We start from the raw sequence: 26,414 nt of genomic DNA, 5'->3' as shown, positions 1-26,414 counted from the left end.
TTTATTTTAAAAAACTTAAAAAAACATTTGAGATATAAAAAAAGGCGTGTATATTTGCAACCGCAATAAAGCAACGGTCTGGTAGTTCAGTTGGTTAGAATGTCGCCCTGTCACGGCGAAGGTCGCGGGTTCGAGTCCCGTCCAGACCGCAAAAATTGCAAAAAAGAAAGCTCTGAGAAATTAGAGCTTTTTTTGGTAATAACAAGAAGTTGTGTTGTTCCTAGAGGAATCTAGGATGTAGTAATACCAGAGTAAATTTGGTGTTCCAATGAGAAGCTTTCCTTTTTTCTGTGAAGAAGATTGGGATGCTTTTTTGTTTTAGAGATTAAGGGTATTGTTCTGTTCTTCTCTAATACGTTTGTTATAACCAGATTTTTTTCCTAGCCAAAATCCTAATAAGAAAATTAAAACTGGAGCTCCCAATACTATTAAGATTAAAATTATTTGCCATGGACCAATAGCGAGTATATTCACGATTTTGTGATTTAGCTGTTAAGTTTCAAATGTAATAAAAATATAGCCATAGACTTAATAAAGAAAACAAAAGCGTTATAAAATTTAGAATAACCTATAAAAATAGAAATCCCCGAGAGTTTCGACTCTCAGGGATTTAAAAACGATCTTTGTACAAACCCGTAAAGGTTATTTAAGACTAGTTAACTAATTTAAAATATAATTGTTTATGAAATAGATAATGATATTTTAGATATTTAAAGAATTAAACAATTCAAGCAATTTTTCATCTGAAGGTCTAGGTGCATATGCATCTACTAACTTACCTTCTGGATCTATTAAAATAAACCTCGGGATGGATCTAACTTTATAATCTTTAATAAATTTAGAATTGAAAGCGTTATTTGCAAATAATTGCACACCGGTTAATTCTTTCTCCTTAACCATATTTTCCCAGGTGTTAAATGCATATTTTTCATCAACAGAAATACTTACAAAGGTTATGTTTTTGCCATGGTATTGTTTTTCTACGTTTTTTAAGAAAGGGATTTCTTTTTTACACGGTCCACACCAGGTTGCCCAAATGTCTATATATACATACTTACCTTTTAAGTCATCTAACGAGGTTGTCTCTCCAATATGGTTTTTATAATCAAACTTAGGAGATAATTCTCCTTTTTTAACTTCCTTGTCATTTGTATTTACACTTACAACGCTTTTTATCTCTTTAGGCTCATATAGTGCTTTTAATTTTAATTTAGTCTCTTTAGATAAATCATTACGACTCATAAAATAATTATAATAAGTCTTAGCTTCGGCAGTTTTTTTAGTAATTGATAACAATCTGCTAAACTGTATAGCCATTTCATTTTTTAAAGCACCTATTTTAATTTTTTTAAAGACGCTATCAAGATATTTTTTGGTAATCTCATTTTTAGAGTTTCGTATGTTAAAATCTCTAATAAGTGTGATAGTGCATATTTGATTATATGATAAAGAATTTTTGTATAAGGATTCATTATCAAATTTGAAATTGAAAAATTTATCTGGCATAAAACCTTTAGGAGGTATATATTCTTGTGAATTTTTATCATTTGAAAAAGCTGTTTTATTTTTCTTCATGAAATAATAAAAAACATAATCGTTTAACTCTTCATAGCTAATGTTCTCTATTTCAAAAGAGTTAAAATCAGAATCTATATTGGCAATGTCATTTAATAATTCTAGGTTATTATTTTTAATGGTTTCCACCTTTTTTGTAAACTCATCTTCTTTTAGTGATAAAAACTTGAGAAAATCATCTCCTTTTATAGCGCTTGTATTTTGGGCTTTTGCCATTAGATAGTTGTTAATGGTTGCTCCTTTTCCTAAGAAGGATATAGAATTATTATAACCTTCAAGGCTTACAGCTAAATTTAAGTCATATCCATTTTTAAGATATAACGTTTGGTTTTGATCCCTTTTTCTTAATGAAAGGGTAAACGTATTAAAGTTTCCTACTTTGAGGGTGTCTTTAAAAAATCCGTCGTTGTTTACTTTAATTGTTTTCTTAAAACCAGACAAACTTGTTATTTGTAATGAGTCTAGGTCTGCATTCATAATTTTGCCAGAAAGTGTAGCGTATTCTTTTTCTTGACTATAGCATAAATTTATGTATGTCAAGGCTATAAATAAATATAATATGTATTTCATAATTTATTTTTTAGAGATAACATTAAATTTCTAATTGATTAAATAAATCAATAAGGTCGGGGTTTGATGGTCTAGGTGCTTTTGAGTTCACTATTTTGCCTTCAGGATCAATAAGTATAAATCTAGGAATAGCCTTGATGTTATAATCTTTAATAAATTTAGAATCAAAAGCATTATCTGCAAATAATTGAATGCCTGTTAGTTCTTTGTCAGTAACCATTTTTTTCCAAGAATCATAGGCGGGTTTTGTATCTACAGAAATGCTTACAAATTCAATGTTTTTACCATGGTATTTTTTTTCTACATCTTTTAAAAAAGGAATCTCTTTTTTGCAAGGGCCGCACCAGGTTGCCCAGACATCGATATACACATATTTGCCTTTTAAATCGTCCAGGGAGGTTGTGCCACCGGCAAAATTTTCATAATTGGTAAATTTGGAAGACAGAGCTCCTTTTTTTAAACGTTGGTTTTTATTATAAAAATCTGTGAATTCTGTTTTAATATCTTCATCAGATAATATAGAAGTAAAATAATCTAGATAAGTTTTAGCTACTTCCTGATTCTCGTCATTTAGAAATCTAAAACCAACATTTTTAAGAGTAAAATCTTTTACTAACGGAATACCTATGGTGCTGCATATACTATCTATAAATTTGATTTTCTCATCACTATTACGGTCACTCAAATCCTTAAAGTTTATAGTTCTTATCGGAATTACATTTGATAGATTTGAATAGCTTTCAGAATTAATGTATAAGTCTTCATTATCAGATTTAAAACTTAAAAAGGCTTGAGGCAAAAATCCAGATGATGGTGTATACGTTTTTGTAGTATCTCTATAGGCTTCATTTTGTTTTAAATAGTGATACATCATATAATTAGAAATTTCATTCCAAAAGATATTTTCAGTTTCGAAGGTTATAAAGTTTTTATCTTCAATCAGAGCATTCTGCAGCATGGCAGATGCGCTATCTGTTACCTTGTTTGCTAACCTTGTAAAGTCTTGTTCAGAGAGTTTTGGAAGGCTACTTAATTTAATTTTCTCTTTGATGAATACTGCTTTGGATCTATAGTAGTTATTGACATCTGCCCCAATTCCTGAAAACGAAATGGTACTGTTGGTTGAGTCTTTGCTTATGTTAATATTTAAGTTATAGTTATTCTGAAGAAATATAGAATACCAGTTCTTTCCGGAACTTAACTTATATGCTTTTACTTTATCAATTACTAAGGTATCATTGAAGGTGCCATCATCATTGATCGCTATTGACTTTTTAAAATTGGTAGAGGCATTATGCAGAAATAAAGAGTCTACTTTTTTATCATTTATGGTGCCAGATATAAGAGCAAAATCATTCACCTTGTTTTTACAAGAAACTATACTAAATAGTACTAGTATTATATATATTGTATTTTTCATTTTTATTTATTTAAAAAGATTATTATAGTTTGATGGTTAAAAGAAGGTCTAAGATTTTAAGCTCACCTTGCGTTTAAAACAAGGTGAGAAAAAAACTAATTCAAAAAAACATATAGATAAAACTGTTAAGGGTTGTTTACCAAATCAGGATTGTCCGCTAATATTTTGTCTGAAAACTGAAGTACTAATCTATCTTCATCAAGTGTAAAGGTTTCTTTAACCGAGCCATCTACATCATATAAAGTATGTACATAAGGTTTTTTGTCTTGAAATAAAGGATCATTCCATAGGCGTCGCATATCGTACCATAACTCTCCTTTTACTGCAAACTCTCGTGTGCGTTCTTCAAATATATATATTATTAAATCATCTTGCGAAAGACCAGCTGGTACTGGAGCATCTATTGGATTCATACGATGCATCCGTAAAAATTCAAGGTCTTCAATTGCGCCACTTAAGTCGTTGGTTCGTGCTTTACATTCGGCGCGAAGTAAATAAATATCAGGTATTCTTATGCCACGATCTATTACCAGACTACCAATTTTTCTATATACTCCGGGAACTATAAATTCTGGGGTAGAAGGAAAAGGAGGGAATGGTTTTCTGGAGAAAAAATGATGTAATCTAAAATCGCTTGCGCCAAAAATTGCTGATACGTCTGGTGAAAGTAACACCGCTGAGCTAGTAAATCCAGCAGTATGGCGTACAGACATGGTAAATGCAACTTCTAGATTATCAACAGGCGTATCAAAAGGAGGCCCAAAAAATCCGGCGGCATGCACACCTCCGGGTAATGTGCTTACATTATAATCGTATAGGCGTACTTCTGTTCCTGCTTGCAAATCGCTAAACGCTGTATCAAAAAGAGGAATCGCTTCATTAAAGCGGTTTTGATAGACATAGATTTTACCCAATAGTACCTCGGCAGCACCTTTAGACATCCGTGGTTTTTCACTTACTCCAATAGGTAATAAAGGAATTGCCGCGGTTAAGTCCGCTATAATAAAGTCATAAATTTCTTGAACTGTTGCACGCGTGAAACTTGCAACTGTAACATCTGCTTCCGTAACAATGGGAACACCTAAATCGGTGGATGCTGTCGCAGTGTTATAAGGCTTCCCATAAAAATTAATAAGTTCAAAATATACAGCGGCTCTAGCGGCTCTTGCTTCTGCCATGATGTTGTTTTTTTCGGCTTCGGTACCTCCAGAGGAGTCTAATACCTCATTGATCACCTTATTATATACATAGATACGTTGCATATATAATAATAGCCAATCGGAGAATTGACCGCCTTCTCTTTCTGGGTCTATAACTCCGGGTTCCCATGCAAAATTGTTACGTCTTGGATCTGCTTCTCCATAAGTAGAAGAAAAGTGTGGTTCTAATCCACAGATTTCAAAAGATCGGTTAACCTCTTGGTCACCAGCAGCAATGTTAAACCAAAGCCCATTGCCACTTAATAATAAATTATAATCTTCTGTGGTTTCTGCAATCAGGACACCATTAGGAGTGATTTCAAGAAAATCATCTGAACATGAGTACATACTAAATACCATAGCTAAGGCGAGTATTACTTTAATTGATTTTATATATAGAGTTTTCATTTGTTTATTCTTTTTTAAAAGGTTAAATGCATCCCAAATGTGACAGAACTTTGATTGAATGGCGTCGTGAATCTTGAGCCACCTGCAGCGTCATGAAATTCTGGGTCAATGCCTTTATTGTTATCTTTCCAAAGCATGACATTATTAAGCATGAGCCTAAAACTTAAATGGCTTGCATTTATTTTTTGAATTACCGTATCAGGAAGTGTATAGGACAATGAAATATCTCTTAGCTTAATATAAGAGGCTGAGGTTACATTAATATCTCCATATTTATAATACCTAATATCTCTGTCAAGCGTATTAGATAAAGGTGTATACCCTGGTGTATTTGTATTGGCTTCATCACCGGGTTGTTGCCACCTGTTTACAAAATCGGCATGTACATTACCTCTTGTAAAACTGTTTCTTCCGCCCTCAAGAGGTCTACCAGAATAAGCTCCTGAGCCAGGAGTGTCTGTAAACATGACATGCCCTAAATTATATATCATGTTAGCGGTTAAGGCCAAACCTTTGTAGCTAAAACTATTGGTAAAACCACCAGACCATTTGGGTTGGTATGTACCCATAAACAGGAGGTCTTCAAAGTCGGCAGCACCTTGCTCCGAAGTTATGGTGCCGTCTGCTAACCTAATTTCTGGACTTCCTTCATTATTTAGTCCAACAAAATCGTAAGCAAATATGGGGAAGGCCGAATAGCCAGGTTGTGGAGGCCTTAACCCAACTTGCACATTGGTAATGGTATTTGCGCTTGAGTTTAAGCTTGTAATTTTATTTTTATTATAGCCTAAAGTCAGTCCAGTATGCCAACTAAAGTCGCCATCAATATTTAGTGTTTGAAGAGATACCTCTATACCTTTGTTTTCTAAAGATCCTGAATTACCCGGTATTTGCGCAAACCCAGTAAAGGTATTGGTTAAGATCTCATCTAAGAGATCATCTGTCTTATTTTCATAATAATCGAGACTACCTCTTAACCTATTATTAAATATTCCAAAATCAAGACCAATATTTAAATTCTCTGTACGTTCCCAAGTTAATTTCTTGTTGCCAGGTGCTGTAATCTCATTAGCCAATCCTGCTGTATAAGCAAAGGTATTTGTCGCTCTTGTTCTTAAAACATCGAAGGAAGCAGCGCCACCTGGTGCTGGAGAATTTCCTGTAATACCATAGGTGCCTCGTAAGGCTAAATTATCAATCCAGTTTACGCCAGACATAAAATCCTCTTTACCTATGTTCCATTTTAAACCAGCACTCCAAACCGGTCTGTTTTGCGCCGATTTATCCAAACCGAATAAGTTAGATTCATCTGCTCTAACACTACCACTAATGGTATATTTATTATTAAATGTGTAAGCGGCATTGGCATACATTGATGTAAATCTAAAAAGCACCTCAGACTCCCCAAAAGGCTCATTAGAATTTGTAATACGGCTTCTACCAAAAGAGTTGACAACCAAAGTTCCTGTAATACCAGATCTGAGCGCTTCATAATCCAGAGCTGGAGCTAATTGGGACCTTAAGTCATATCCCCTGATAAAGTTTTGCCGGTTATTAAATAGTTGTTCCTGAGATTCATACCCGGCCAATGCCGTTACTTTATGTAGCCCGTCATTAAAACTGCCATCATAGGCTAATTGATTACGGAAAGTCCAATTTTTAACAAAGCGGTCGAACGTTCTATAATAACCGCCTTCTGTGGGTAAATGAAAGGTAGGATTATCTCCAGGATTGGCTCCGGGAATGGTAAAGAATATAATATCTGACCTCACACCATAAGAATCTTGAGAATCAAAAGATTCACTTTTGCTATTTTGGTGAAAGTACCCATAAGTGCCTTCATACTTTAATCCTTTAAATAAGTCTATGGTTAATCCAGCTGTAAGTCTCGCGCTTAAGGCATTGGCATCAGTGAATCCATAATTTACTTCATCCAGCGGCGTATAATCTAAATTAATACCACTTACGTTTTCCAAATCTGGACGTTGAAAATTAGAAAAATGTTGTAGAGCATTCATAGTAAGATTGTTACCGCTCCCGTCTTGAAACAAGGCATAAGGCGTAAACCGATTATCGGCTTGAATAGCTCTTTTGGCTTCTGTAACGCTATTGGTTAAGTCGGTATTCAATCTAAAATTAACTCGCTCACCAATTTTAAAGTCCTGACGCACATTAAGCTTATAGGTTTCATCTTTTTCTCCTGGGCTGCTGCTTTGATTATTTGTATAAGCTATAGAACCATAAAAGGCATGTTTTTCACCGCCTCCTTGTACTGATAAGGTATGATTATTTATATAAGCATTCCGGTATAATAGATCTTCTATCTGACTTAAATTATTAGTGTTTGCTAAATCATTTAGCATGGCATCTGCGGTAGTTTGATTGATTACACCATTGTCTAAATCGTATAGAATTTGATTATGTACTGAGATATTCTTTGTAGGGCCACTTTGTTGATTATAAAATAATTGTGAGTTATAAGGGAATGTCCCTGGATCAAACAATTCTCTGGCGGTTTGAATGAATTGTTGACTATTTAATACTGGTCTGTAATCAAGATCTGGTTTGCCTTGAAAGTTTATAAACGTATCGTAATCGATTCTTGTTTTTTTATTAAAACCTCCTCGTTTCGTAGTAATCACGATAACCCCATTGGCTGCTCTTGCTCCCCAAATAGAGGCAGCTGTTGCGTCTTTAAGTACAGTGATATCCTCTACATCCTGAGGGTTTAATGAAGACACATCGGCAAGCGCAACACCATCTACCACAAACAGGGGGTTTTGATTTCCGTTAATAGTACTTAAACCTCTAATTAAAATACCACTGTCGTTAGACGAACCAATGGTGTTATTTGGTGCATTATTAATAACCAAGCCTGGTACTAAGCCATCTAAGCGTTGCAATACATTCATACTGGTAGACCGATCTTTTAAGGTGCTCATTTCTGGTTTGGCGTAAGCCCCTGTACTACGTTCTTTAGATATTTGTTGATAACCGGTTACTACAACCTCAGCTAATTCGGCTAGTTCTTCTTCTAGTACCAAATTAATTGTAGATTGATTTCCAACGGTTATTTCCTGTGTTTCAAAACCTAAAAAAGAGAATACTAAAACATTGTCGAGCGTTGGGACTGTAATACTATAAGTTCCGTCAAAATTGGTTGCTGTGCCATTAGTAGTTCCTTTTATTAAAACCACTACACCAGGTAATGGTAACCCTTCTTCATCTATAACTTTTCCAGAAACCTGTTTTTGTTGTGCTTTAGATTTTTCCTTTATAAGAATCGTATTATTGGTAGTCACTACCAAGTTAAAATCACCTTGTGATAAACTTTTTTGTAATAACTTATTAGTACGGATGATTCCTTTTTTTACTTCTATGGACTGAAAGTCTTTAAAGATACCTTCTTCATAGATGAATTTGTAGTCGGTTTGCTGTTTTATGAGGTCGAATACTTCATCGACAGTCAATGTTTTATCAGCGTCAATTTTAATTCTGGAATTTTGAGATACCGCATTATTAGGTGTAAAGCTAAAAACGGTTGCACAGCATAAAAAAATAAAGACCCTCATTACATTTATTATTATCTGTTTTTTTCTGAGAAAGAAAAGAACATGCTTTAATTTAATTTCCATAAATTTGTATGTTATTAGTTAGTTATATATATTAATTAATTGATAATGACAGGGGTGAAGTCGAATGCTTTGAACGGTTTTGACTTTGTCCCTTTGATTTTTTAATGTTTTTTTATACCATAGGCTATTCTTATTTTATAATGATTGTTTTATTATTGATTTCGTAATTGTTTATTGAAACGGACTTTATAGCCGATAGTATTTCTTCAATACTCTGATTTTTCCCCAGAACACCTTTGAATCTCACTTTTTCTAAAGATTTATCAATGAATATAACATCCATATCATACCACCTGGACAATACTTTAGCGATATCTTTTAAAGGTTTGTTTTTAAAACTAAAGACGCCATCTTTCCATGCGATTTCATCATAAATATCAACCAAAACAGTCTTTATTTCTTCATCGTTAGCATTGGTGATTGATTGTTCTCCAGGGGATAATATCACGGTGTTGATGGCGTTATTAATAGACACTTTTCCTTCTACTAAAGTTGTATATGTATTGGTTTCATCTTTATATGCTTTTATGTTAAACTCAGTACCCAAAACTTCAATGTCTTGAGTGTTGGTGCGTACTTTGAACTTAGATCCACTATGTAAGATGCTAGGGGATACATCAAAATAGGCTTCGCCATAAATCAATTCCACCTTTCTGGTTTTACCTTCAACAAAATTTACAGGATATTTAAGTTTAGATTCTGAATTTAACCATACTTGAGTACCGTCTGATAGTTTTAATAAATAATGCCCGCCTCTGGGAATGGTTAAATAGTTATGTGCTATTTGGTCTTTGAGAGTGTTAACAGGCTTATAAATAATTTTCTCTCCATTGCTCTCTAGATTATCAGACGTATATATTTGCCCTTTTTCCAAGGCTACGACTGAACCGTTATCAAGTGTCAAAGTAGCTTTATCTGTACCAGCTTTTATATTATTATTTACAATTATGGGTTCACTAATTTGTGTATTATCTTTATTAAAGATAAAGGTAAGCGAGATTAGAAGTGCAATTGAGGCTGCTGCTATGTATTTGTATTTTAACCAAGGCGTCGTTCTTAATCGCTTTACATCTTTTTCTTGCTTCAATATATTATCCCAAATGTCATTATAGGCTTTATGCAGATCATCTTCGTTATAAATTGTATTGAGATAGTAATCATTCTTTATATGCGCTTCAAAGATTTTTTGGTTTTCAGAATCCGACAACCACTTACTGAGCTTGTCTTGTTCTGCATCTGTTATAGTATTTGTTAAATATTTTAGAATTAATTTTTTCATTATTACAATTGGATTACTATATAGAAGTAGGTCTTGGTTATATAAAACCCTTAAAAAAAAAAGATTTTTTTCTTTTTTTTAATTTAGTGTCTATATTCACACATTGGTATTTTGTAAAATTTTTTAATTAATGGGGGATTTTGAATTAATTAATGCAATAGAGAAAGATGATAATAATGCCTTTAAATTGTTATTTAACAAGTATTATATTCCACTTATAAATTATATACAAGTACATGCCAGAGATAAAGACTTATCTAAAGATGTGGTGCAACAAACATTTATAGTATTATGGAAGCAACGTTATGAGCTTAACATTTCTAAATCTGTTAAAGGCTATCTTCATACACTGGCTTACCGCATTTATGTAGATCATTACCGTAATTTAAAACGCAAGAATATTTTTTTAGAAGAATTAAAGGAAAGAAAACTTAGAGAATCTATTTTTGAAGATAAAGAAAAAAGAGAAAGTCATCTATTAAAGCTAAGAACATTAATAGATGCTTTGCCTCCTAAATGTAAAGAAATTTTGCAACTTAATAAAATGAATGGCTTAAAGTATGAGGAAATTGCAGAGCAGTTAGGTATTTCTAAAAAAACTGTTGAAGCTCAAATGCGAATAGCGTTTCAAAAAATTCGCAAAGGGTTTAAGGATGATAATCTGATTTTATTTGTTATTAGAAGTTTAAATGGGATCTTAAAACTCCAAAAATAACCCATCAAACTTATCACATCAACAAGGTGTTTTTTTGCTTTAGGGAATAGTAAACGACAATTTTTGAAACTAAATATAGAGCTAATAGATAGGTGATTAAGACTGATTAAAACAAAATTTAGTTAGGTGTTTTTGTTTTATAAAGGTTTTTATTTGAATAGATGTGACTTTTATTTAATAGGTGTGTCTTATAATTGCTATTAATCAATAAAAAAGGTTTGCAAGGACATGCATATTCTTTTAAAAAAGGAAGGGTTACAAGAAATTGTAACTCTTTTTATTCTAAACTCGAATATTTCCAAATGTTAGATTTTATTGGAAAAACATAGATGAGGTTAGTTTATTAAGAATAGAGGGATTAAATTTAAAAGAGACTGTTTAAAGAGTAATATACTTTGTCATTCTGAACGCAATGAAGAATCTCTTTAAAATATAATATGCTGATTTATAAAATATAAGATTCTTCGCTACGCTCTGAATGAACTTTTTAGAGACAACCTCTTTTGCACCTTATTAAATAAGGTGGACAAACTCAAAACTTAAGTATAAAAAAGGTTAAGACTTTTCTTTTAAAAACTCTTCAATTTTATTGTTTAATGCTTCTCCATATAAATTCTTACCAACTATAGTTCCATCATTGGTAATAAGAACATTTGCAGGAATGCCTCTTATCGCATATAAACTTGCAGAAGGACAACCCCATCTTTTTAAGTTAGACCCATTAATCCAAGCAAAATTTTCATCCTTAATGGCTTTTTTCCACTTTTCATCATCATCGTCATATGAAACCGCAAACATTTCAAGTCCTTGCGGATGGTATTTACTATAAGTTTCTTTTAAAGCTGGGATAATTTGTCGACAAGGCCCACACCAAGAAGCCCAAAAGTCAACAAAAACCAATTTGTTACCTTTTACGATATCTGATAATTTTATTTGGTTTCCATTAACACCTAATACTGAAAAGTCAAGAAATGGATTTCCAACTGCAGACAAACGTGTATTTGTAATTGATTTTCCAAGCTTGCTACCAAGATTACTTTTCTTTACATTATCTGTAAACGTTTGATATATAGAATCCAGTTGATTAAGGTCTAAATAATTCCGAACATATATATTTAGAACATTTGGCGTAAAAGGGGAACTTTTGTTTTCGGTTATAAATGTTTTTGCATGTGCTACTTTCACATTATTTCGAAACGTTTCTAAGGTATTGCTAACATTTTTTTTATCTTCTTCAGAAGCATGCTCATCACGCCATATTTCTCTAGCTTGTTTTACGATATCTCTTTCTTCAGCTTCAATGGCTCTCATTTTTTTAGTAAATGATTCCATTAAAGGTTGAAATGTTCCTCCAGCAATTTTAGACTTAGAGATCGTGTCCGCTATTGTAATATTGTAATTGGTGTTTTCAAGACAAAATCTTTTGACGCCATTTTTGCCTTCAAATGATAATCCGTAAACATCAGGAATATTAACAAATCCTTCAAATTCAAACGTGTTGTTTTTTATGGTTGTACTGTCGATTTTTTTAAATTTATAACCCTCTTGTTTGTTTAGGTAAACTTTTCCTTTAGTCTTTGTATTTGTAACTCCCTGTATGTGATATGCTGGTTTTGAACTACACGATGATAAAAATATCACTAGACCTATAATAATTAAATATCTCATTTGTTTCTTCTTTTTAAGTCCCAATTTTTTGAATCATTAATGCGTTTAATCTGTTTATCAATAAATACTGTTGATTCATTATTTTTAAGAGCTACAGTACGAACTTCATTAGCTTTTTTTAAAGCTTTATCAAATTGAAAATTCCTTGTTACAATATAAAAATATGTGTTTAAATATTCTGGGTTTGGGTTGCGCTCTAATAAATTTTCCATCCATTGTATACCAGCTTCACCTTCATTAGGCCTACCTGTAAGGTTGCCTAACAGACTAGTTAGCGACAGTGTGTACATATCATTATTTTTACCATACTTATTTAGAAAAGCCGTTCCTCTCCTCATGTATTCCTTAATGTTGTATTTTGAATCTCCTTCTTTCGCTAAAAAAGCACTATAAAACATTTCGTATTCGTCATAATAAGAGTACTGTTTTTCCTTAAATTGCTTCATTGCCGTTTCATAGTCTTCTTTAGATCCAGAATTAACGATTCCCTTTATATGCCAGAGGTATGATTTTGCAATAAAACCATCTACTTCTTTTTGTCCAACCGATTTATAATACTCATTCTTCTTATTTTCTATATAATTAAAAAGAGTTGTGAATGGTGTCACTTTTATTAAAGTCACTAAATCAAAAGTAAATTTGCTCACTTTTTCATCATCACTTAGGTTATTAAAGTATTCATTAAAATCTGTAGTGGCTTTTTCGTTTCTATACAGTTCCTTAAGTTTTGTAAAATACTTAAAAACGAACGCTTCACTTCTGTCACCTGAATCCCATTGTTTTACAAGAGACATTAAGTTTTTTTCAGGATTCATAGCTGTTTTGGCAAGTTCAATCAAGTTTTCCAGGCTCATGCTGCCAACCCCTGAATGTACCATATCCCCATGTTTATTTAAAAACATTAAGGTTGGGTATGCTGAAACTTGATATTTTTTACCTATTTCAACCCCAATACCTTTATCATCACATTGTACTTTACAATTGATAAAATTATTATTGAAAAAATGGCCTGCTTCCTCTAAAGAAAAAACTTCTTTGTCTAATACTTTGCAGGGACCACACCATGAGGTGTAAAAATCTATGAATATTAATTTATCCTCAAGTTTTGCTTTTTCTAGTGCTTTTTCTAAATCATGCATAAACGCAATACCCTGAGCCTCTACTTTTGGTGTAAAGCATACAAGTAGCATAGTAAAAAGGGCCTTATAAATAAGGCTCTTTTTACTATTGAATTGTGAGTTTGTTATACGCTCTTTATAACTGTTCATAACCAGGGTTTTGATCCATTGGCTCATTAAACTCAATCTCTGCACTTGGTATTGGCCAAATAAGCTGATTTACTGAGGTCACCTCAGATTTAAGTCCAAAAACCAAAGGCTCTCCACTTGTATCCTTAAGTCTAATGGCAGCAAACCACTCTTCGCCTTTTTCAAAGCCGATTTCTTTAGCGATCTCATTGTAAATGGTTAAGCTTAAATCGTTATCTGATATTGAAGATGCGTCCAATAGTGTTTCACCAGCACGTACTCTAAGTTCATTTATAGCATCAATGGCATCATTTTTATTTCCTAAACGAGCATGAGCTTCGGCTTGTATTAAAAGCATTTGGCTAGTTCGCATATAAAACATGACACCTTTTTCTCCACCAAAAGACATTTTAGGAACCGTCAAGGCATCATTAATTTCTTCTATGTATAGAGGCGCTCTCAAATCGGCTCCTAGTAAAGTTTCGAAGGCTGGAGATATAGATATAAGACCTCCAAAAATATTTAACATACTATCTACATTTCGAGTTGCAATGCTGGCTAATCTATCATCCACAGCTCTTGTAAAAAGCAATTCTGAAGAATCAAAACCAGTATTAAAAACTTCGGCGTAAGTTCCTGCCATAGATCTACCAGAATCGTTAAGTACTTGTTGTGCTATTGTAATAGCTTCTTGTAAATCTGCATCCGTTCCCCTCATTAATAAAACTTCTGCTTTATATGCCTTGGCCAATAGCTTAGAAGGTCTATATGGTGTAGAAAAGTCAGAGGCGTTAGCAATCACAAAATCCAAATCTTCTAACAACATGGTATATGTGTCAGCTACTGTTTCACGCCCCTGATTTGCATTTGATAAATCTGCGGTAGCTCGTCTCATTAAGCCTCCGTAAGGGGAATTTAAATCCCAATGTTGCCCAAAATAACGGAACAGATAGTATTGTCCAAAAAAGCGCATAAATGTTGCTTCTGCTATAATTTCATTGCGTCTTTCTGGGCTATTGAATTCTGAAGGAGATAAAGCCGAAGTGCCTTCAATAGCAAAATTTGCCGAATTTATCATATCAGAACTTTGGTTCCAACCATTAGACGATGTAAATTCATTTTCTATAAGCTGATCATCAAACGAACCAAAACCTCCTACAGCTAGTCCAGCCATAAGACTACCACTGGTAACATAATCTGCTGCGAAAGGCGCCTCATTTATGGATTCTAAAGGAACAAAGGCTCCATTTAGCGCTTGTTCAGCTTGCGCAGAATTTGTAACAGCATTTTCTTTTACTAACTGGTGGGGCGGTATTTCTTTTATATCACAAGACATAATGCAAAAGAAAAACAACATGCCAACTATATAATTTATATTATTATTCATCATTTTATTTTTTAATTATTAAATAATCTGGTGGCCATTAATTATGTTTAGAAATCTATTCTAACACCAAATCTAAATGTTCGCTCTTGTGGATAACTAGAATTATCGTAAACAGTTCCAATAGTGGAGCTAGGGCTAGAGCCTGAACCATTAGGTACAAACCCAAATTCTCCAAGACCATAGCCTGGGTATTTTGTAAATGTCACCACATTATTTACAGAGCCAAATAATGTAAAACGTTTAATAAAGTTAGTTTTTTCTAGTACTTTTTTAGACAAATCATACGAAAGTACAATTTCTTGAATCCTAAAGTGAGACGCATCGTATAACCAAAAATCATTTAATTTATTGGTGAAATATTGATTCATAAAAGCGGGGTATTTTGCATTAGGATTATTAGGCGTCCAACGCTGTAAAGCAATGGCATCTCTATTACTAGGGTCAGTATTGACCGTTCCAAACTGATCCTCACCATACGCCCAATATTTATCTCCACCTATTTGGAAGGTAGATCTAACATTTAACCTAAAACCTTCATATTCAAAATTCATGTAGACTCCCCCTGTATAATCTGGTTGCGTACTACCTATAACGACTCTATCCTCTGGGTCATCATTCCAACTTCTTTTTTGTGTAACACGACCATCTCCTGTGTTATCTACAAACTTTATATGACCAGGAATCGTATTATAAAATGATTCTTGATACCTAGTATCTGGATCTATGGCTTCAATTTCATCAATTTCATCATAGCTCTGAAAAAGCCCATCGGTTTGAAAACCAAATATTTGACCTAAAGGCTGTCCTACTTCATAAACTAAATTACCTATTACTGTACTAGATGGGTTTGATAAACTTGATCCACGTTCTCTATCTCCAAAACTTACTAGTTTGTTTTTATTTTTTGAAATATTAGCACCTAAATCAAAAGTTAATTTTTCATTCTGTACTATTACGGCGCTCAAACCTATTTCTATACCTTTATTATTAATGGCTCCTATGTTAGAGCTAATTATATCACTACTCGTGCTTGGAGGCAAGGATCTACTAAGTAACATATCGTCTACATCTTTGTTATAAACATCTATGGATCCTCTAATTTTATTACCCTTCATAAACCCAAAATCTAGCCCAAAGTTATATTCCGTACTGGTTTCCCATTTTAAATCAGGATTAGCAAGACTTGTTATTCTAGAAGTAGGATTATTTAAGTAAGCACTAGCCGACCCTACACGTGCTAAATGCTCATAAGCTCCTACACGATCATTACCAGATTTTCCATAACTCACACGTAATTTAAATAAATTTAATGTGTTTTTTATGCCTTCAAAAAAAGGCTCACTAGAGACTATGTATCCTGCAGATATTGATGGAAAAAATGCATATTGATTATTGACACCAAATCGTGAAGACCCATCTATCCTTCCCGAAGCTTCTAATAGGTAACGTTTTTTGTATTGGTAATTGGCACGTGCAAAATAACCTATAGAAGAGGTTTGTTGTTCATTGTAAGCAGAACCAACAAATTCTGTGGCATCTCCAGGCGTATTTAAAATGTAATCGTCTGGAAATCCTTCATATACACTTGCTTCACTTGAACTAATTCTTTTGTTCCATTCCATCCCTAATGTAGCAGAAATGTCATGTTCATTAATTTCTTTTAAATAAGAAAGGTAATTTGTAAATATCTTACTTGTAACTTCAGATTCTCTTGTAGTAAGTAAGCCCCCTCCATCTGTTGTTAGGCTTCTAAATTGCAATAAAGATCTATCTGTAAAACTAGGATGGTATTGATATCCCTCCGTCGTTGCCACATAGTAACTATATTGAGATCTAAATGTTAAATCCTTAAATGGGTTAATTTCAATATATGGTGTAAGATTAACATTTCTGCCTAGATTATCATTTTTTACTTCTTTCGCTAAAACAAGAGGATTATCTCTAGCCCGTAATATTGTCGTTTGAGCCCATGGTGGTCCAAATGTTCTTTCATAAAAATCTATAAAATAACTACCATCATCATTAAAAGCCTTTAAATCTGGGCGCATATTGGTTGCCGTTCTAATTGTTGCATCACCATTTTTTCTAGAATTAGTGCCTCCTAAAATACTGAATCCCATTTTGACCTTGTCACTAAATCTATTATCAAAATTTAATGACAGTGTGTTTCTTTTAAACTTAGTTCCAACGACTATACCCTCTTCTGTATGGTCATTATAAGAAAACGAATATTGCATATTTTCATCACCACCTCTCATTGATAAATTATGGGTCGTTGTATTTCCATTTCCTAAAAGTAAATCTAACCAATCAGTATGATGATCCTGAATATCTGCTCTATCCAAATAATAATCATAATCAAATTGAGAACCATCCCATGCTCTAACTTCAGCATCTGTAGCATATTGGTCTGATCCAGCTCCTCTAATACCCCTTCTTGACCTCATATAATTCAATACACCTTCAGCATGTAAGGTTCTAAAATCTTCGGCGTTAAGTTGATTTACCTTATCTCCAAGAGCTTTAGTTGAAGTCGTTACAGAATAGCTTATTACAGGTTTTGTATATTTTGTTCCTCTTTTAGTGGTTATTTGTATAACACCAGCTAAAGCTCTAGAACCATAAATAGCAGATGCAGAAGCGCCTTTTAATACATCTAAAGCACTTATATCATTAGGGCTTATATCATTAATATCAAATTCGTCTGGCATAGGCACTCCATTAATTACAATTAACGGATCTGCACCACTATTAAGCGTGGCATCGCCTCGTATTCTAATACGTACTGAAGACCCTGGAACACCACTACCAGAAACCACATAAACACCAGGTAGTTGCCCTTGTATCATACTTCCTATTGTTGGAAAGGTGTTTGTTTCCAACACTTCTTTACTTAAAGTCGAGATAGCTCCTGTAACAAACTTCTTTTTACTTGTACCATATCCAACAACCACAACTTCGTCCAAACCAGAAATATCAGGCTTCATTTGAATGTCAATTTTGCTTTGACTTCCGACGTTAATTTCTTGTTTTAAAAACCCTACATAGCTAAATATAAGGACTGCATTTTGTGATTGGCTTGGTATTTTAATTTGGTAGCCGCCATCAAAATCTGAAGCGACTCCTCTGGAAGTGCCTTTAATCATAATGGTAGCCCCAGCGATTGGAACATTCGCTTCATCTGTAATAGTCCCTTTTATGACATTTTCTTGAGGTATTAAATCTATATTTGACTTCCTTTGAACAATTACGGTATTGTTTTCTGTAAATTCGAAAGTACAGGAAATTGGAGATAATACTTTGTTTAATAACTCTCCAGCTTTAACAATTCCTTTCTCTAATTGAACACTTGGAGCATTTTGAATAACATCAGATCTATAAATAAATTTATAATCTGTTTGGGTTTTTATTAATTCGAAAATTTGTTCAACAGACATGGTTATATCTGTATCAATAACAATCTTAGCGTTTTGAGAGAGGCCCGAATTTGGGCTGAAGCCAAACGTGACTGTACAACATAAGAGTATTAATGTTCTCATCATAATAATTAAGAGCTTTTCCTTAAAATATAGAAAGGCACTTTTAAATTTAAATTCCATAAATTTGTTTTTTTAGATTAGTTAATATGTTAATTGATCGCACTTTGGGGATGAAGTTTAGCTGTCGGAGGCGTGAACTTTATCCCTTTTTTTATTCAATAATTATAGTTTTGTCTTTTATAATAAATTTCACTTCATTCGTTTTTTCAATATTTTTTAGTATCGTTTCTATATAAGTAGACCGGTCTAACTCTCCCGTAAATTGTATGCTTTTTTGAGCCAGATTGTTAAAATGAATGTCTACATTATACCATCTAGATAGTATTTTCATCATTTTATCTAAAGGTTTGTTATTAAAACTAAAAACACCATCTTTCCACGAAACCTCATCATAGGTATTAACATTTAAAATAGCTATATTTTTACTATTTGAAGTTACTACCGATTGTTGATTTGGGATTAACTTTTTGGCTATGGTCTCTTTTCTGATTTCAACTTGACCTTCAACAAGTGTTGTGTAAATATTATTTTCATCTTTAAAAGCTTTAATATTAAATTCAGTACCTAAAACCTCAACTTCTTGTAATTGGGTATAGACTTTAAAATTATCACCATGATGTTCTGTACTTGGTGATACATCAAAATAAGCTTCACCGTAAATCAACTCGACCTTTCTTGTTTCACCTTCAATGAAGCTTACAGGATATTTAAGTTGGGATTCTGAATTCAACCAAACTTGTGTACCGTCTGATAGTTTTATAAAATATTGCCCGCCTCTTGGAATGGTTAGGTAGTTGTATTTAATTTCTGGTTTTGAGGTTTTTGAAGCCTTATAAATAATCCCTTCTCCATTACTAGTTAAATTATTAGCGATATAATCTTGACCTTTTTCTAAGGCGATGTTAGTGCCGTCTTCTAAAGTTAAAGTTGCTTTATCTGTGCCTATTTCAATAGGATTGTTTGCAATTATTGGCGTATTGTTATCAAAAGAACTCTCTTTGGTTAAAAAGAAGTAACCTGCTGAAACAAATATTAGAATAGCTGCGGCATATTTTAAGAAAGCCCTGAGTTTAATACCTTCGCTTGTTTTTGACTTAAATTGGATTAGTTCCTTTTCATATTTAAACGGGGTTTTAGAATTAATCAAATGGTTTAAACGAACAAACTCTTTAAAATGAGCTTTGTTTTTATCATCTTCAAGTAAGTGCTTTAAATGCTCTGTTTCTTCTGCATTTAAATTGTCTTCGAAATATTTTATTATAAGATGTTCTAAATTCTTCATAGTAACAATTATTTGTTATTATGTAGTAAAAAAAACAAAAACCCTATGTTTTATTTTTTTTTTTTCATTTTTGTACTTTGATGAGAAGTTAAGAGCAATATATTAAATAGCCATCCCTAATAATAAATTAAATAGTATTCATGAATCTTTAAGAGCAGGTGACCCTGTCTTTTTTGAAGAGCTCTATTCAAATTATTTTGAAAAGCTTTGTGTCTATTTAATGAGTTTTACATCAGATAAGAATATTATTCACGATGTCGTTCAGGATTCATTTTTGTACTTATGGGCTAACAGGAAAAAAGTTGTTATTACAACATCTATGAATGGTTACCTTTACCGAATGGTCTACAATAAATTGATGGACTCTTTTAGGAAGAGCACCAAGAAGAATGATATTCTTTTATCTTATCATAAAACATTTTTAGATGAAGTTGTTCAAGTTGAAAGGGATGTAAATGAAGAAAGGTTGGGTAAACTAAATCAATGTATCGAGAAACTTCCAAAAAGATGCAAGGATGTATTCTATCAAAAGAAAATTAAAGGAATAAGAAGTAAAGAAATAGCCTCTAATCTTGATATTTCCATAAAAACGGTCGAGGCTCATATGACTAAAGCTTATGTTTTGTTAAGAGGTTGTTTGAAATCAGAAAAAAGCTTGATTTAATAAAATGTATCATTAATTCGACTTCCATAAATTGAAGGAAAATAGATGAAAAGAGTTCGAATTATTTGGAGCTAAAATTGCTCCTTTTGAAGCTTGGTTGCTATTAAGAAGTTTACGAACATTAAAGATCAGAATGGATCAGCATCAAAAGAGTGCTTTAGCCGTGGCTCATTTTTTAGAGAATCATCCCAAAATAGCGAAAATTTATCATCCGGGTTTAGAAAGTTTTCCTCAATATAAATTAAGTCGAAAGCAAATGACAGGCTATGGAGGTTTAATGAGTTTTCAATTAAAAACAGATGATTTAAATAAGATTAAAGCATTTTTTAATGGATTAAGTTTGTTTCAAATTGGGAGCGGACATGAAAACTTGATTTATGCACCTGCAATAAGCAATTTAAAAGAATTAAGTAAAGAACAATTTGAAGGTGTGGGTATATAAGTCTAGGTGGTATGAGAATATCTATTGGGCTAGAATCTGTAGAAGATTTAATAACAGATTTAGATTTAGGTTTGTCAAGAATTTAAAAGTGACTTTCCAAATGATGAGTAGACTAAAAATTGAGAGATCAATAAAGTAGGAAAAATTAACTCGAAAATGCATTTCAACAATGTAATTGAGTCGTTCAACTAATATTTTTTTATAGTTATGTTCTAAACCGTTAAATTGGTCTCACCATAACATAAGTAGGTTAAGTTCATGGTAGATTTGGGGCAAAAAAAGGTGAACTTTATAGTTCGCCTTTTTTTATTGGTCAAGCTTAAATAGTACGAAATAACTTAAAAACAGCATCTTTATAAGTTTTACTGACAGGAATTTTTTTCTTCCCAATAAAAAGCATATTACCTTCAAAGCCATTTACAGAATTAATATTTATGACATAGCTTCTGTGAACCCTTAAAAATTGATCTATTGGAAGTTGTGCCTCTATTTTTTTTAATACAGTGGAGTAAATAAACCGTTCAGATTTAGTACAAACAGTACAATAATTACTGTCTGCTTGCAAAAACAAAATTTCTTTTAAAGGAACGCGCTCAAAATGATGATCTTTTTTTAAAAACAAACTGTCTTTTATGTGTAAGACTTGATTATCAACAGTATTAAATGTTCTATCATTAATTAAATCTCTTTCCGGAGTTTTATTAGAATAATTTACTAATGCTAACTCTATAGCGATACTGATTTGACGATCATTAAAAGGCTTTAACATATAGGCATAAGGCTTTACCTTTTTAGCACGACCTACTAAATGTGTATCTGCATGTGATGTTAAAAATATAAATGGAATATGATGCTTATTATTGATGATACCTGCCAGCTCTATACCATCAAGTTCTCCTTTTAAAATAATATCAATTAAAATAATATCAATATCATTATTTTCTGTAATTAATTGCAAAGCGCGTTCAGCAGAAATTGCAATTCCAACGATTTGATAGTTAATAGAAGTAAGCCTATTAGCAATGTCTTGAGCTATTAATAATTCATCTTCTACGATTAGGATTTTTATCTTTTGATTACTCATACTTTAGGTTACATTAAGTTAATTTCACATGCATCTTCCAATGTGTCCCATGTTTACTATCTGGTTTTTTTATGACACCTTCTAACTGTTCAATTAAAGAGTAGATAAGTTTAATTCCAAAGGAATTATTTTTTTCTGCTTCGTTCGTATTAAAGCCTATGCCATTATCAATAATCTGTATGTCTAAATAGTTGTTATCCTGTGACATGATTATTTTTAGTTTTGGGTTGTCAACATTTTTATAGGCATATTTTAAAGCATTGACAATAATTTCGTTAATTACCAAGGCTAGGGGAACTGCTGTGTCTAGACTCACATTAATATCATCCATTTTAAAGTCTGGTTTAAAGGAGGCATTATATCCATAAAAAAGACCTAGTACTAATTCTTCAACATACTCTCTCAGTACAACTCGTGTGTCTAAATCTTCCTGATATAATTTTTTATGGACTAGAGAGAGTGCTTCTACGCGATATTTTCCTGCTACAATAGCTTCTTTAGCAGGGTGCCCTTTAAGCTCATGACTTTGAAGGTTTAGCAAGCTAGAAATCATTTGTAGATTGTTTTTTATACGATGATTGAGTTCTTTAAGAAGTAATGTCTTTTCTTGTTCACGTTTTGTAATAATTATTTTTTGACTGGATAACATCGTATTTGCAACCTTAATTCTTTTATTACCCCGATAAAGAAAGTAAGCAAATAGCAATAACAAAGAAGCACCAACTGCTAAGGTGATGACCCAAAATTTCTGATTGGTATTAATGGTATTTAATAGACCTATTTCAGATTCGCGTTTATCAATTTCATAACCAGCTTTAAGTTGTTCTATTTTTTGAATATTTTCTTTATTCACTAAACTGTCTTGATATACCTGATACGATTTTTGGTATTCTAAAGCTAGAGGATATTGCTTTTGACTTTCATAAAAACTAGTGAGTAAAGCACTAAAATCTCTTATTTGTTCTTTTAAACCTGCTTGTTTCGCCATGCTTAACGCTTCCAGGAATTTATTTTCAGCAGCTTTGTATTTGCCTTCTTTATTATAGACTTTTCCCAACTCAGCAAGATATACAGAGTTAGAATAATAATCTTTTAAAGGAGACAGTATATTGATTGCATCATTAAGGTTTTGTCTTGCAAGAGACAACTTATTTTGAGTTGTATATACCATCGCAAGATTTCCTTGAGAATAGCCTTGAATGATATCATTTTTTAAAGTTTTGTTTAATTTTAGTGTTTGTTGAAAAGCAGTTGCGGCACTATCTAAATGTTGAGCTAAACGATAAGCTTCTCCAAGGTTTAGATTCGTTAAAGCATAATTTTGACTATTATTGGAGTTTGAATAAATGTACTTGGCTTTTTTTAAATACCTGATGGCCAAATCATAATTTTTACCGTTCATATAATTATTTGCCAATTGTGAGTAGGAAGCTGCTTGTCTTTCCAGCATATTGAGTGACTCATAAATTTGCAATGCGGTTAAGGAAGCTTGTAATGATAAACCATTGTTCCCAAGGCGATGTTCTATATGGCTAATCTCCTCCAAAGCTTCAGCTTGTAATAACGATTCTTTTATTTCTTGAGCAATTTTGAACGATTGTTTAGCAGAATTGAGAGCAATGTTTAAATTTGGATGATAAAAGGCTACATTTCTTAATGTTAATACTTGTTCTTTTTTCGATAAATTATTTGATTCAAGTATTTTCAGAAGACTGTCAGCTTTCTCAAAGTTTTGAGAAAAAGATAATGTTGCATAAAAAAATATATAAAAAAAACAATACTTTCTTCTATAAGAAAATAAATGCCTCATCATGAATCTTTAGGAGGGTTAGAACTAATACGTACAACTGGATCTAAAATAAAATAATAACGTCGTTTAAAACCATCTTTGTGCTCTATAATTAGAGAGAACATAATACTATATTCAACAAAAGTGTTGGGCACTTTTTTTCTTGTAGAGATAATGCATTTACCTTCTCTATTTGGAGAGATAAAGAGGGTGCCTTCTGGGGCCCTAAAAATATTTTTAGACTTACATTTAAAAACCTTCTTCCAATAGTTTATAGCGACAAGATTTTTATCGTTAAATTTTCTGCCTACATTTTTTACTTTACAGCATACGAGTTTTGGATCACTTAATTTATATAGATAGTCATTACTATTTTCGGAATGTAGTTTAATAGTAATTTTAGATTTGGCAGGTATACCAGGAAATAGATTTCCATCTAAGTCTACAAAATTATCTACGGGAATGGGTTGGTAAGGAGTGCCTAAACCCAGATAACATGCCTTTACAGCTGCATCAAGATCTTTTAAGTTAACAAGGAATTTATTTGGAGAGTTTTTCTGTGTTTTAATATCAATTTTAATGAACATGTTGTTTTTGTTTTAGTTAGTACATGTTCTGAGGGAGGATTAAGTTGCTAAACAATTTTAAGGACTTTAAATTAATAAAAAAAACAGAGATTAAACCATTTAATTAAAATAAATAATTTCTTACATCGTGTAGAGTATTGCATTTCAGAAATAAAGATTCTATTTTACTCATCAATAATCATCATCTACTCAATAAATTAGACTGTTCACTCATCTCTTTTCTTTTTCGTCTAATTATAGAACAAATTTGAATCATAATTAATGATATATACGATGACTATTAAACAATTAATTCAAAGAGCTATTCACGTAACACCTCAAACTATCGGTGTTAATGTTACTGACGGTAATTTACCTACTGTTGTTCGTGCTAATATGCTGGGAACTAACACTAGCGATCCAAAATCTTACGGAGAACAGATATATTCAGAATCACAAAATTTGCCAACAGCATTGGCTAGTATTCTTAACCATATTCAAAATAAGGCAAACTATCATCCTACAACACAGAGTCCTATGCAGTTAGCTGCTGCGTACGGTCTACTGTTGCAACAAATAGTTGAATTTCCAATTTTTGCACCAATACAAACAAATAATTATAACAAGTCCTTTTCATCAAAAAATTATAATGTCTTACTCGATCAAGTTGTAAGCATTTTTGACGGTTTACCTGCTACAGATTTAGATCTACTTAAAACATCGCTCGCAAATATGGGTAAATCTATATTTGGTTCCGGTGGTACGGCTACAGGTAACTACATTTTTTCAATGTTCACTTTAAACATGAATGACCCCGCAAAGCCATATTTATTAATTTATAATGCCAGTTTCTACATGAAACATAAAGATGGAAAGGACGAAATAAACGAGCAAAGTTATACCATAGTTAAAAATGTGTTTCCAGTACTACCGGACATCATAAAGGCCAATGCCAAGGAGTTTGCTGCAATTGATAAAAAACTTGTTGATGAGTGGATTAAAGAATCTACATCACCAGAAAAGAAGAATTATCAATTGTGTTTTCAAGTTGAAACAATTCAATAATCCAATTATAAAGACGTAAATCATATAATTAATTATTATGCAAAATCTAAATATTACTCAACTAGTAGAATCTTGGATTCATGTTTCTCCCAGTTTTCAAATTAACGAACCACAAAACAATACTTTTCAGGTTATTGCTCGTGCTAATATGTTAGGGACAGATACAAGTGATCCAGATTCCAAAGGAGCAAAAGTGTATTCTGAACCACAAAATTTACCTACAGCTACAGCTAGTATCTTAAATAAGGTAGGGAATCGAGCAAATTTTCATCCTCAAAGTCAGTCTGGTGAACGATTGGAGGGTGATTTTATAAATTATTTAAAGCAAATCGATAAAACACCATTTTTTGCATTAACTAAGAGCGGAACCACTGCTGACAAATTTGATTCTAAAAACTATAATGTATTAATAGATCAAATAATAAGTCTTTATGATGGCGTATTAAGCCAACATGATGAAAACTTGATGAGAAAAAGTATTGCAGATATGGCAAAATCTGTATTTGGAAGGAACCCTCTTAATGACCAAAAAGCTATTTTCTTGATGACTACTATCGATATGTTAAATCCTTTAATTCCAAGAATTTTGATTTACTATACGACATTACATATGAAATATGTTAAAGGCAAATTCGAAATAAGCCTTCAGGAGTTCCAAGTCAACAAACGAGAATACGCTATACTTCCTGATCTAATAAGTGCTTATGCAGATAAGTTGTCAATTTTAATGAGAATGTCGGTTGATCAATGGCTTTTAGAATATACTTCACCAGAAAGAATAAATGCCAAACTGTGCTTTGAAGTGAGTAGTGTACAAAGGAATTGATGAGAACACAAAACTTTAATTATAAATCATTTTTTATTAACTATTTAAACACAA

18 protein-coding genes and 1 tRNA gene are annotated in these 26,414 nt (G+C 32.4%); 6 read left to right on the top strand and 13 right to left on the bottom strand.

The window, feature by feature from the left end; genetic code table 11:
• Nucleotides 1–75 precede the first annotated feature (75 nt).
• Nucleotides 76–149 (top strand) — tRNA-Asp (locus Q4Q47_RS05635).
• A gap of 553 nt (nucleotides 150–702) precedes the next feature.
• Here Q4Q47_RS05635 and Q4Q47_RS05630 read toward each other — a convergent pair.
• From Q4Q47_RS05630 to Q4Q47_RS05610, 5 genes are all read right to left on the bottom strand, one after another.
• Nucleotides 703–2,145, bottom strand: a complete 1,443-nt coding sequence (locus Q4Q47_RS05630; protein WP_303305673.1) for a TlpA family protein disulfide reductase — start codon at nucleotides 2,143–2,145, stop codon at nucleotides 703–705.
• A 22-nt stretch (nucleotides 2,146–2,167) separates the two neighbouring features.
• A complete protein-coding gene (locus Q4Q47_RS05625) occupies nucleotides 2,168–3,565 on the bottom strand; it encodes a TlpA family protein disulfide reductase (RefSeq protein ID WP_303305672.1) in 1,398 nt (465 codons plus the stop codon).
• 125 nt (nucleotides 3,566–3,690) lie between these two features.
• Nucleotides 3,691–5,172 (bottom strand): RagB/SusD family nutrient uptake outer membrane protein, encoded by a 1,482-nt coding sequence (locus Q4Q47_RS05620; protein ID WP_303305671.1) that lies wholly within the window; start codon nucleotides 5,170–5,172, stop codon nucleotides 3,691–3,693.
• A 14-nt stretch (nucleotides 5,173–5,186) separates the two neighbouring features.
• Nucleotides 5,187–8,744, bottom strand: coding sequence for a SusC/RagA family TonB-linked outer membrane protein (locus Q4Q47_RS05615; protein ID WP_303305670.1), 3,558 nt, complete (start codon nucleotides 8,742–8,744; stop codon nucleotides 5,187–5,189).
• 193 nt (nucleotides 8,745–8,937) lie between these two features.
• Nucleotides 8,938–10,086, bottom strand: a complete 1,149-nt coding sequence (locus Q4Q47_RS05610; protein ID WP_303305669.1) for a FecR family protein — start codon at nucleotides 10,084–10,086, stop codon at nucleotides 8,938–8,940.
• A gap of 130 nt (nucleotides 10,087–10,216) precedes the next feature.
• Here Q4Q47_RS05610 and Q4Q47_RS05605 point away from each other — a divergent pair, with 130 nt between their 5' ends.
• Complete coding sequence (locus tag Q4Q47_RS05605) at nucleotides 10,217–10,801, top strand: RNA polymerase sigma factor (RefSeq protein WP_303305668.1); 585 nt, start codon at nucleotides 10,217–10,219, stop codon at nucleotides 10,799–10,801.
• Nucleotides 10,802–11,356: 555 nt separating this feature from the next.
• Here Q4Q47_RS05605 and Q4Q47_RS05600 read toward each other — a convergent pair.
• The 5 genes from Q4Q47_RS05600 to Q4Q47_RS05580 form a co-directional block, all read right to left on the bottom strand.
• Nucleotides 11,357–12,469, bottom strand: a complete 1,113-nt coding sequence (locus Q4Q47_RS05600; RefSeq protein ID WP_303305667.1) for a TlpA disulfide reductase family protein — start codon at nucleotides 12,467–12,469, stop codon at nucleotides 11,357–11,359.
• Nucleotides 12,466–13,737: a thioredoxin family protein gene (locus tag Q4Q47_RS05595; protein WP_303305666.1), complete on the bottom strand. Its 1,272-nt coding sequence runs from the start codon at nucleotides 13,735–13,737 to the stop codon at nucleotides 12,466–12,468. The genes Q4Q47_RS05600 and Q4Q47_RS05595 overlap by 4 nt, the downstream gene beginning before the upstream one ends.
• Nucleotides 13,724–15,106: a RagB/SusD family nutrient uptake outer membrane protein gene (locus tag Q4Q47_RS05590; RefSeq protein WP_303305665.1), complete on the bottom strand. Its 1,383-nt coding sequence runs from the start codon at nucleotides 15,104–15,106 to the stop codon at nucleotides 13,724–13,726. The genes Q4Q47_RS05595 and Q4Q47_RS05590 overlap by 14 nt, the downstream gene beginning before the upstream one ends.
• A gap of 44 nt (nucleotides 15,107–15,150) precedes the next feature.
• A complete protein-coding gene (locus Q4Q47_RS05585; RefSeq protein ID WP_303305664.1) occupies nucleotides 15,151–18,702 on the bottom strand; it encodes a SusC/RagA family TonB-linked outer membrane protein in 3,552 nt (1,183 codons plus the stop codon).
• A gap of 91 nt (nucleotides 18,703–18,793) precedes the next feature.
• Nucleotides 18,794–19,924 carry a FecR family protein gene (locus Q4Q47_RS05580; protein ID WP_303305663.1) on the bottom strand — a complete coding sequence of 377 codons (1,131 nt, stop codon included), beginning with the start codon at nucleotides 19,922–19,924 and terminating at the stop codon, nucleotides 18,794–18,796.
• 106 nt (nucleotides 19,925–20,030) lie between these two features.
• Between Q4Q47_RS05580 and Q4Q47_RS05575 the strand changes: the two genes are divergently transcribed.
• Both Q4Q47_RS05575 and Q4Q47_RS05570 read left to right on the top strand, forming a co-directional pair.
• A complete protein-coding gene (locus Q4Q47_RS05575) occupies nucleotides 20,031–20,588 on the top strand; it encodes an RNA polymerase sigma factor (RefSeq protein WP_331497766.1) in 558 nt (185 codons plus the stop codon).
• A 97-nt stretch (nucleotides 20,589–20,685) separates the two neighbouring features.
• The gene (locus Q4Q47_RS05570) at nucleotides 20,686–21,030 is read left to right on the top strand and encodes a PLP-dependent transferase (protein ID WP_303305662.1); all 345 of its coding nucleotides are present in this window, start codon (nucleotides 20,686–20,688) and stop codon (nucleotides 21,028–21,030) included.
• A 319-nt stretch (nucleotides 21,031–21,349) separates the two neighbouring features.
• On the opposite strand, the gene Q4Q47_RS05565 is transcribed toward Q4Q47_RS05570, so the two are convergent.
• The 3 genes from Q4Q47_RS05565 to Q4Q47_RS05555 are packed head-to-tail and all read right to left on the bottom strand — an operon-like array spanning nucleotide 21,350 to nucleotide 24,490.
• Complete coding sequence (locus Q4Q47_RS05565; RefSeq protein ID WP_303305661.1) at nucleotides 21,350–22,114, bottom strand: LytR/AlgR family response regulator transcription factor; 765 nt, start codon at nucleotides 22,112–22,114, stop codon at nucleotides 21,350–21,352.
• A 13-nt stretch (nucleotides 22,115–22,127) separates the two neighbouring features.
• Entirely contained in the window at nucleotides 22,128–23,924 is a 1,797-nt protein-coding gene (locus Q4Q47_RS05560; protein WP_303305660.1) for a histidine kinase dimerization/phosphoacceptor domain -containing protein, read from the bottom strand.
• Nucleotides 23,924–24,490, bottom strand: a complete 567-nt coding sequence (locus Q4Q47_RS05555; protein WP_303305659.1) for a hypothetical protein — start codon at nucleotides 24,488–24,490, stop codon at nucleotides 23,924–23,926. Before Q4Q47_RS05555 ends, Q4Q47_RS05560 begins: the two co-directional genes overlap by 1 nt.
• 273 nt (nucleotides 24,491–24,763) lie before the next feature.
• Here Q4Q47_RS05555 and Q4Q47_RS05550 point away from each other — a divergent pair, with 273 nt between their 5' ends.
• Nucleotides 24,764–25,534 (top strand): hypothetical protein, encoded by a 771-nt coding sequence (locus Q4Q47_RS05550; protein WP_303305658.1) that lies wholly within the window; start codon nucleotides 24,764–24,766, stop codon nucleotides 25,532–25,534.
• 37 nt (nucleotides 25,535–25,571) lie between these two features.
• Nucleotides 25,572–26,360: a hypothetical protein gene (locus tag Q4Q47_RS05545; RefSeq protein WP_303305657.1), complete on the top strand. Its 789-nt coding sequence runs from the start codon at nucleotides 25,572–25,574 to the stop codon at nucleotides 26,358–26,360.
• Nucleotides 26,361–26,414: the final 54 nt, after the last annotated feature.

The organism is Flavivirga spongiicola, assembly GCF_030540825.1.
Taxonomy (GTDB): Bacteria; Bacteroidota; Bacteroidia; order Flavobacteriales; family Flavobacteriaceae; genus Flavivirga; species Flavivirga spongiicola.
The sequence above is the reverse complement of the archived record's forward strand: the minus strand, read 5'-3'. Positions and strand labels throughout refer to the sequence as shown.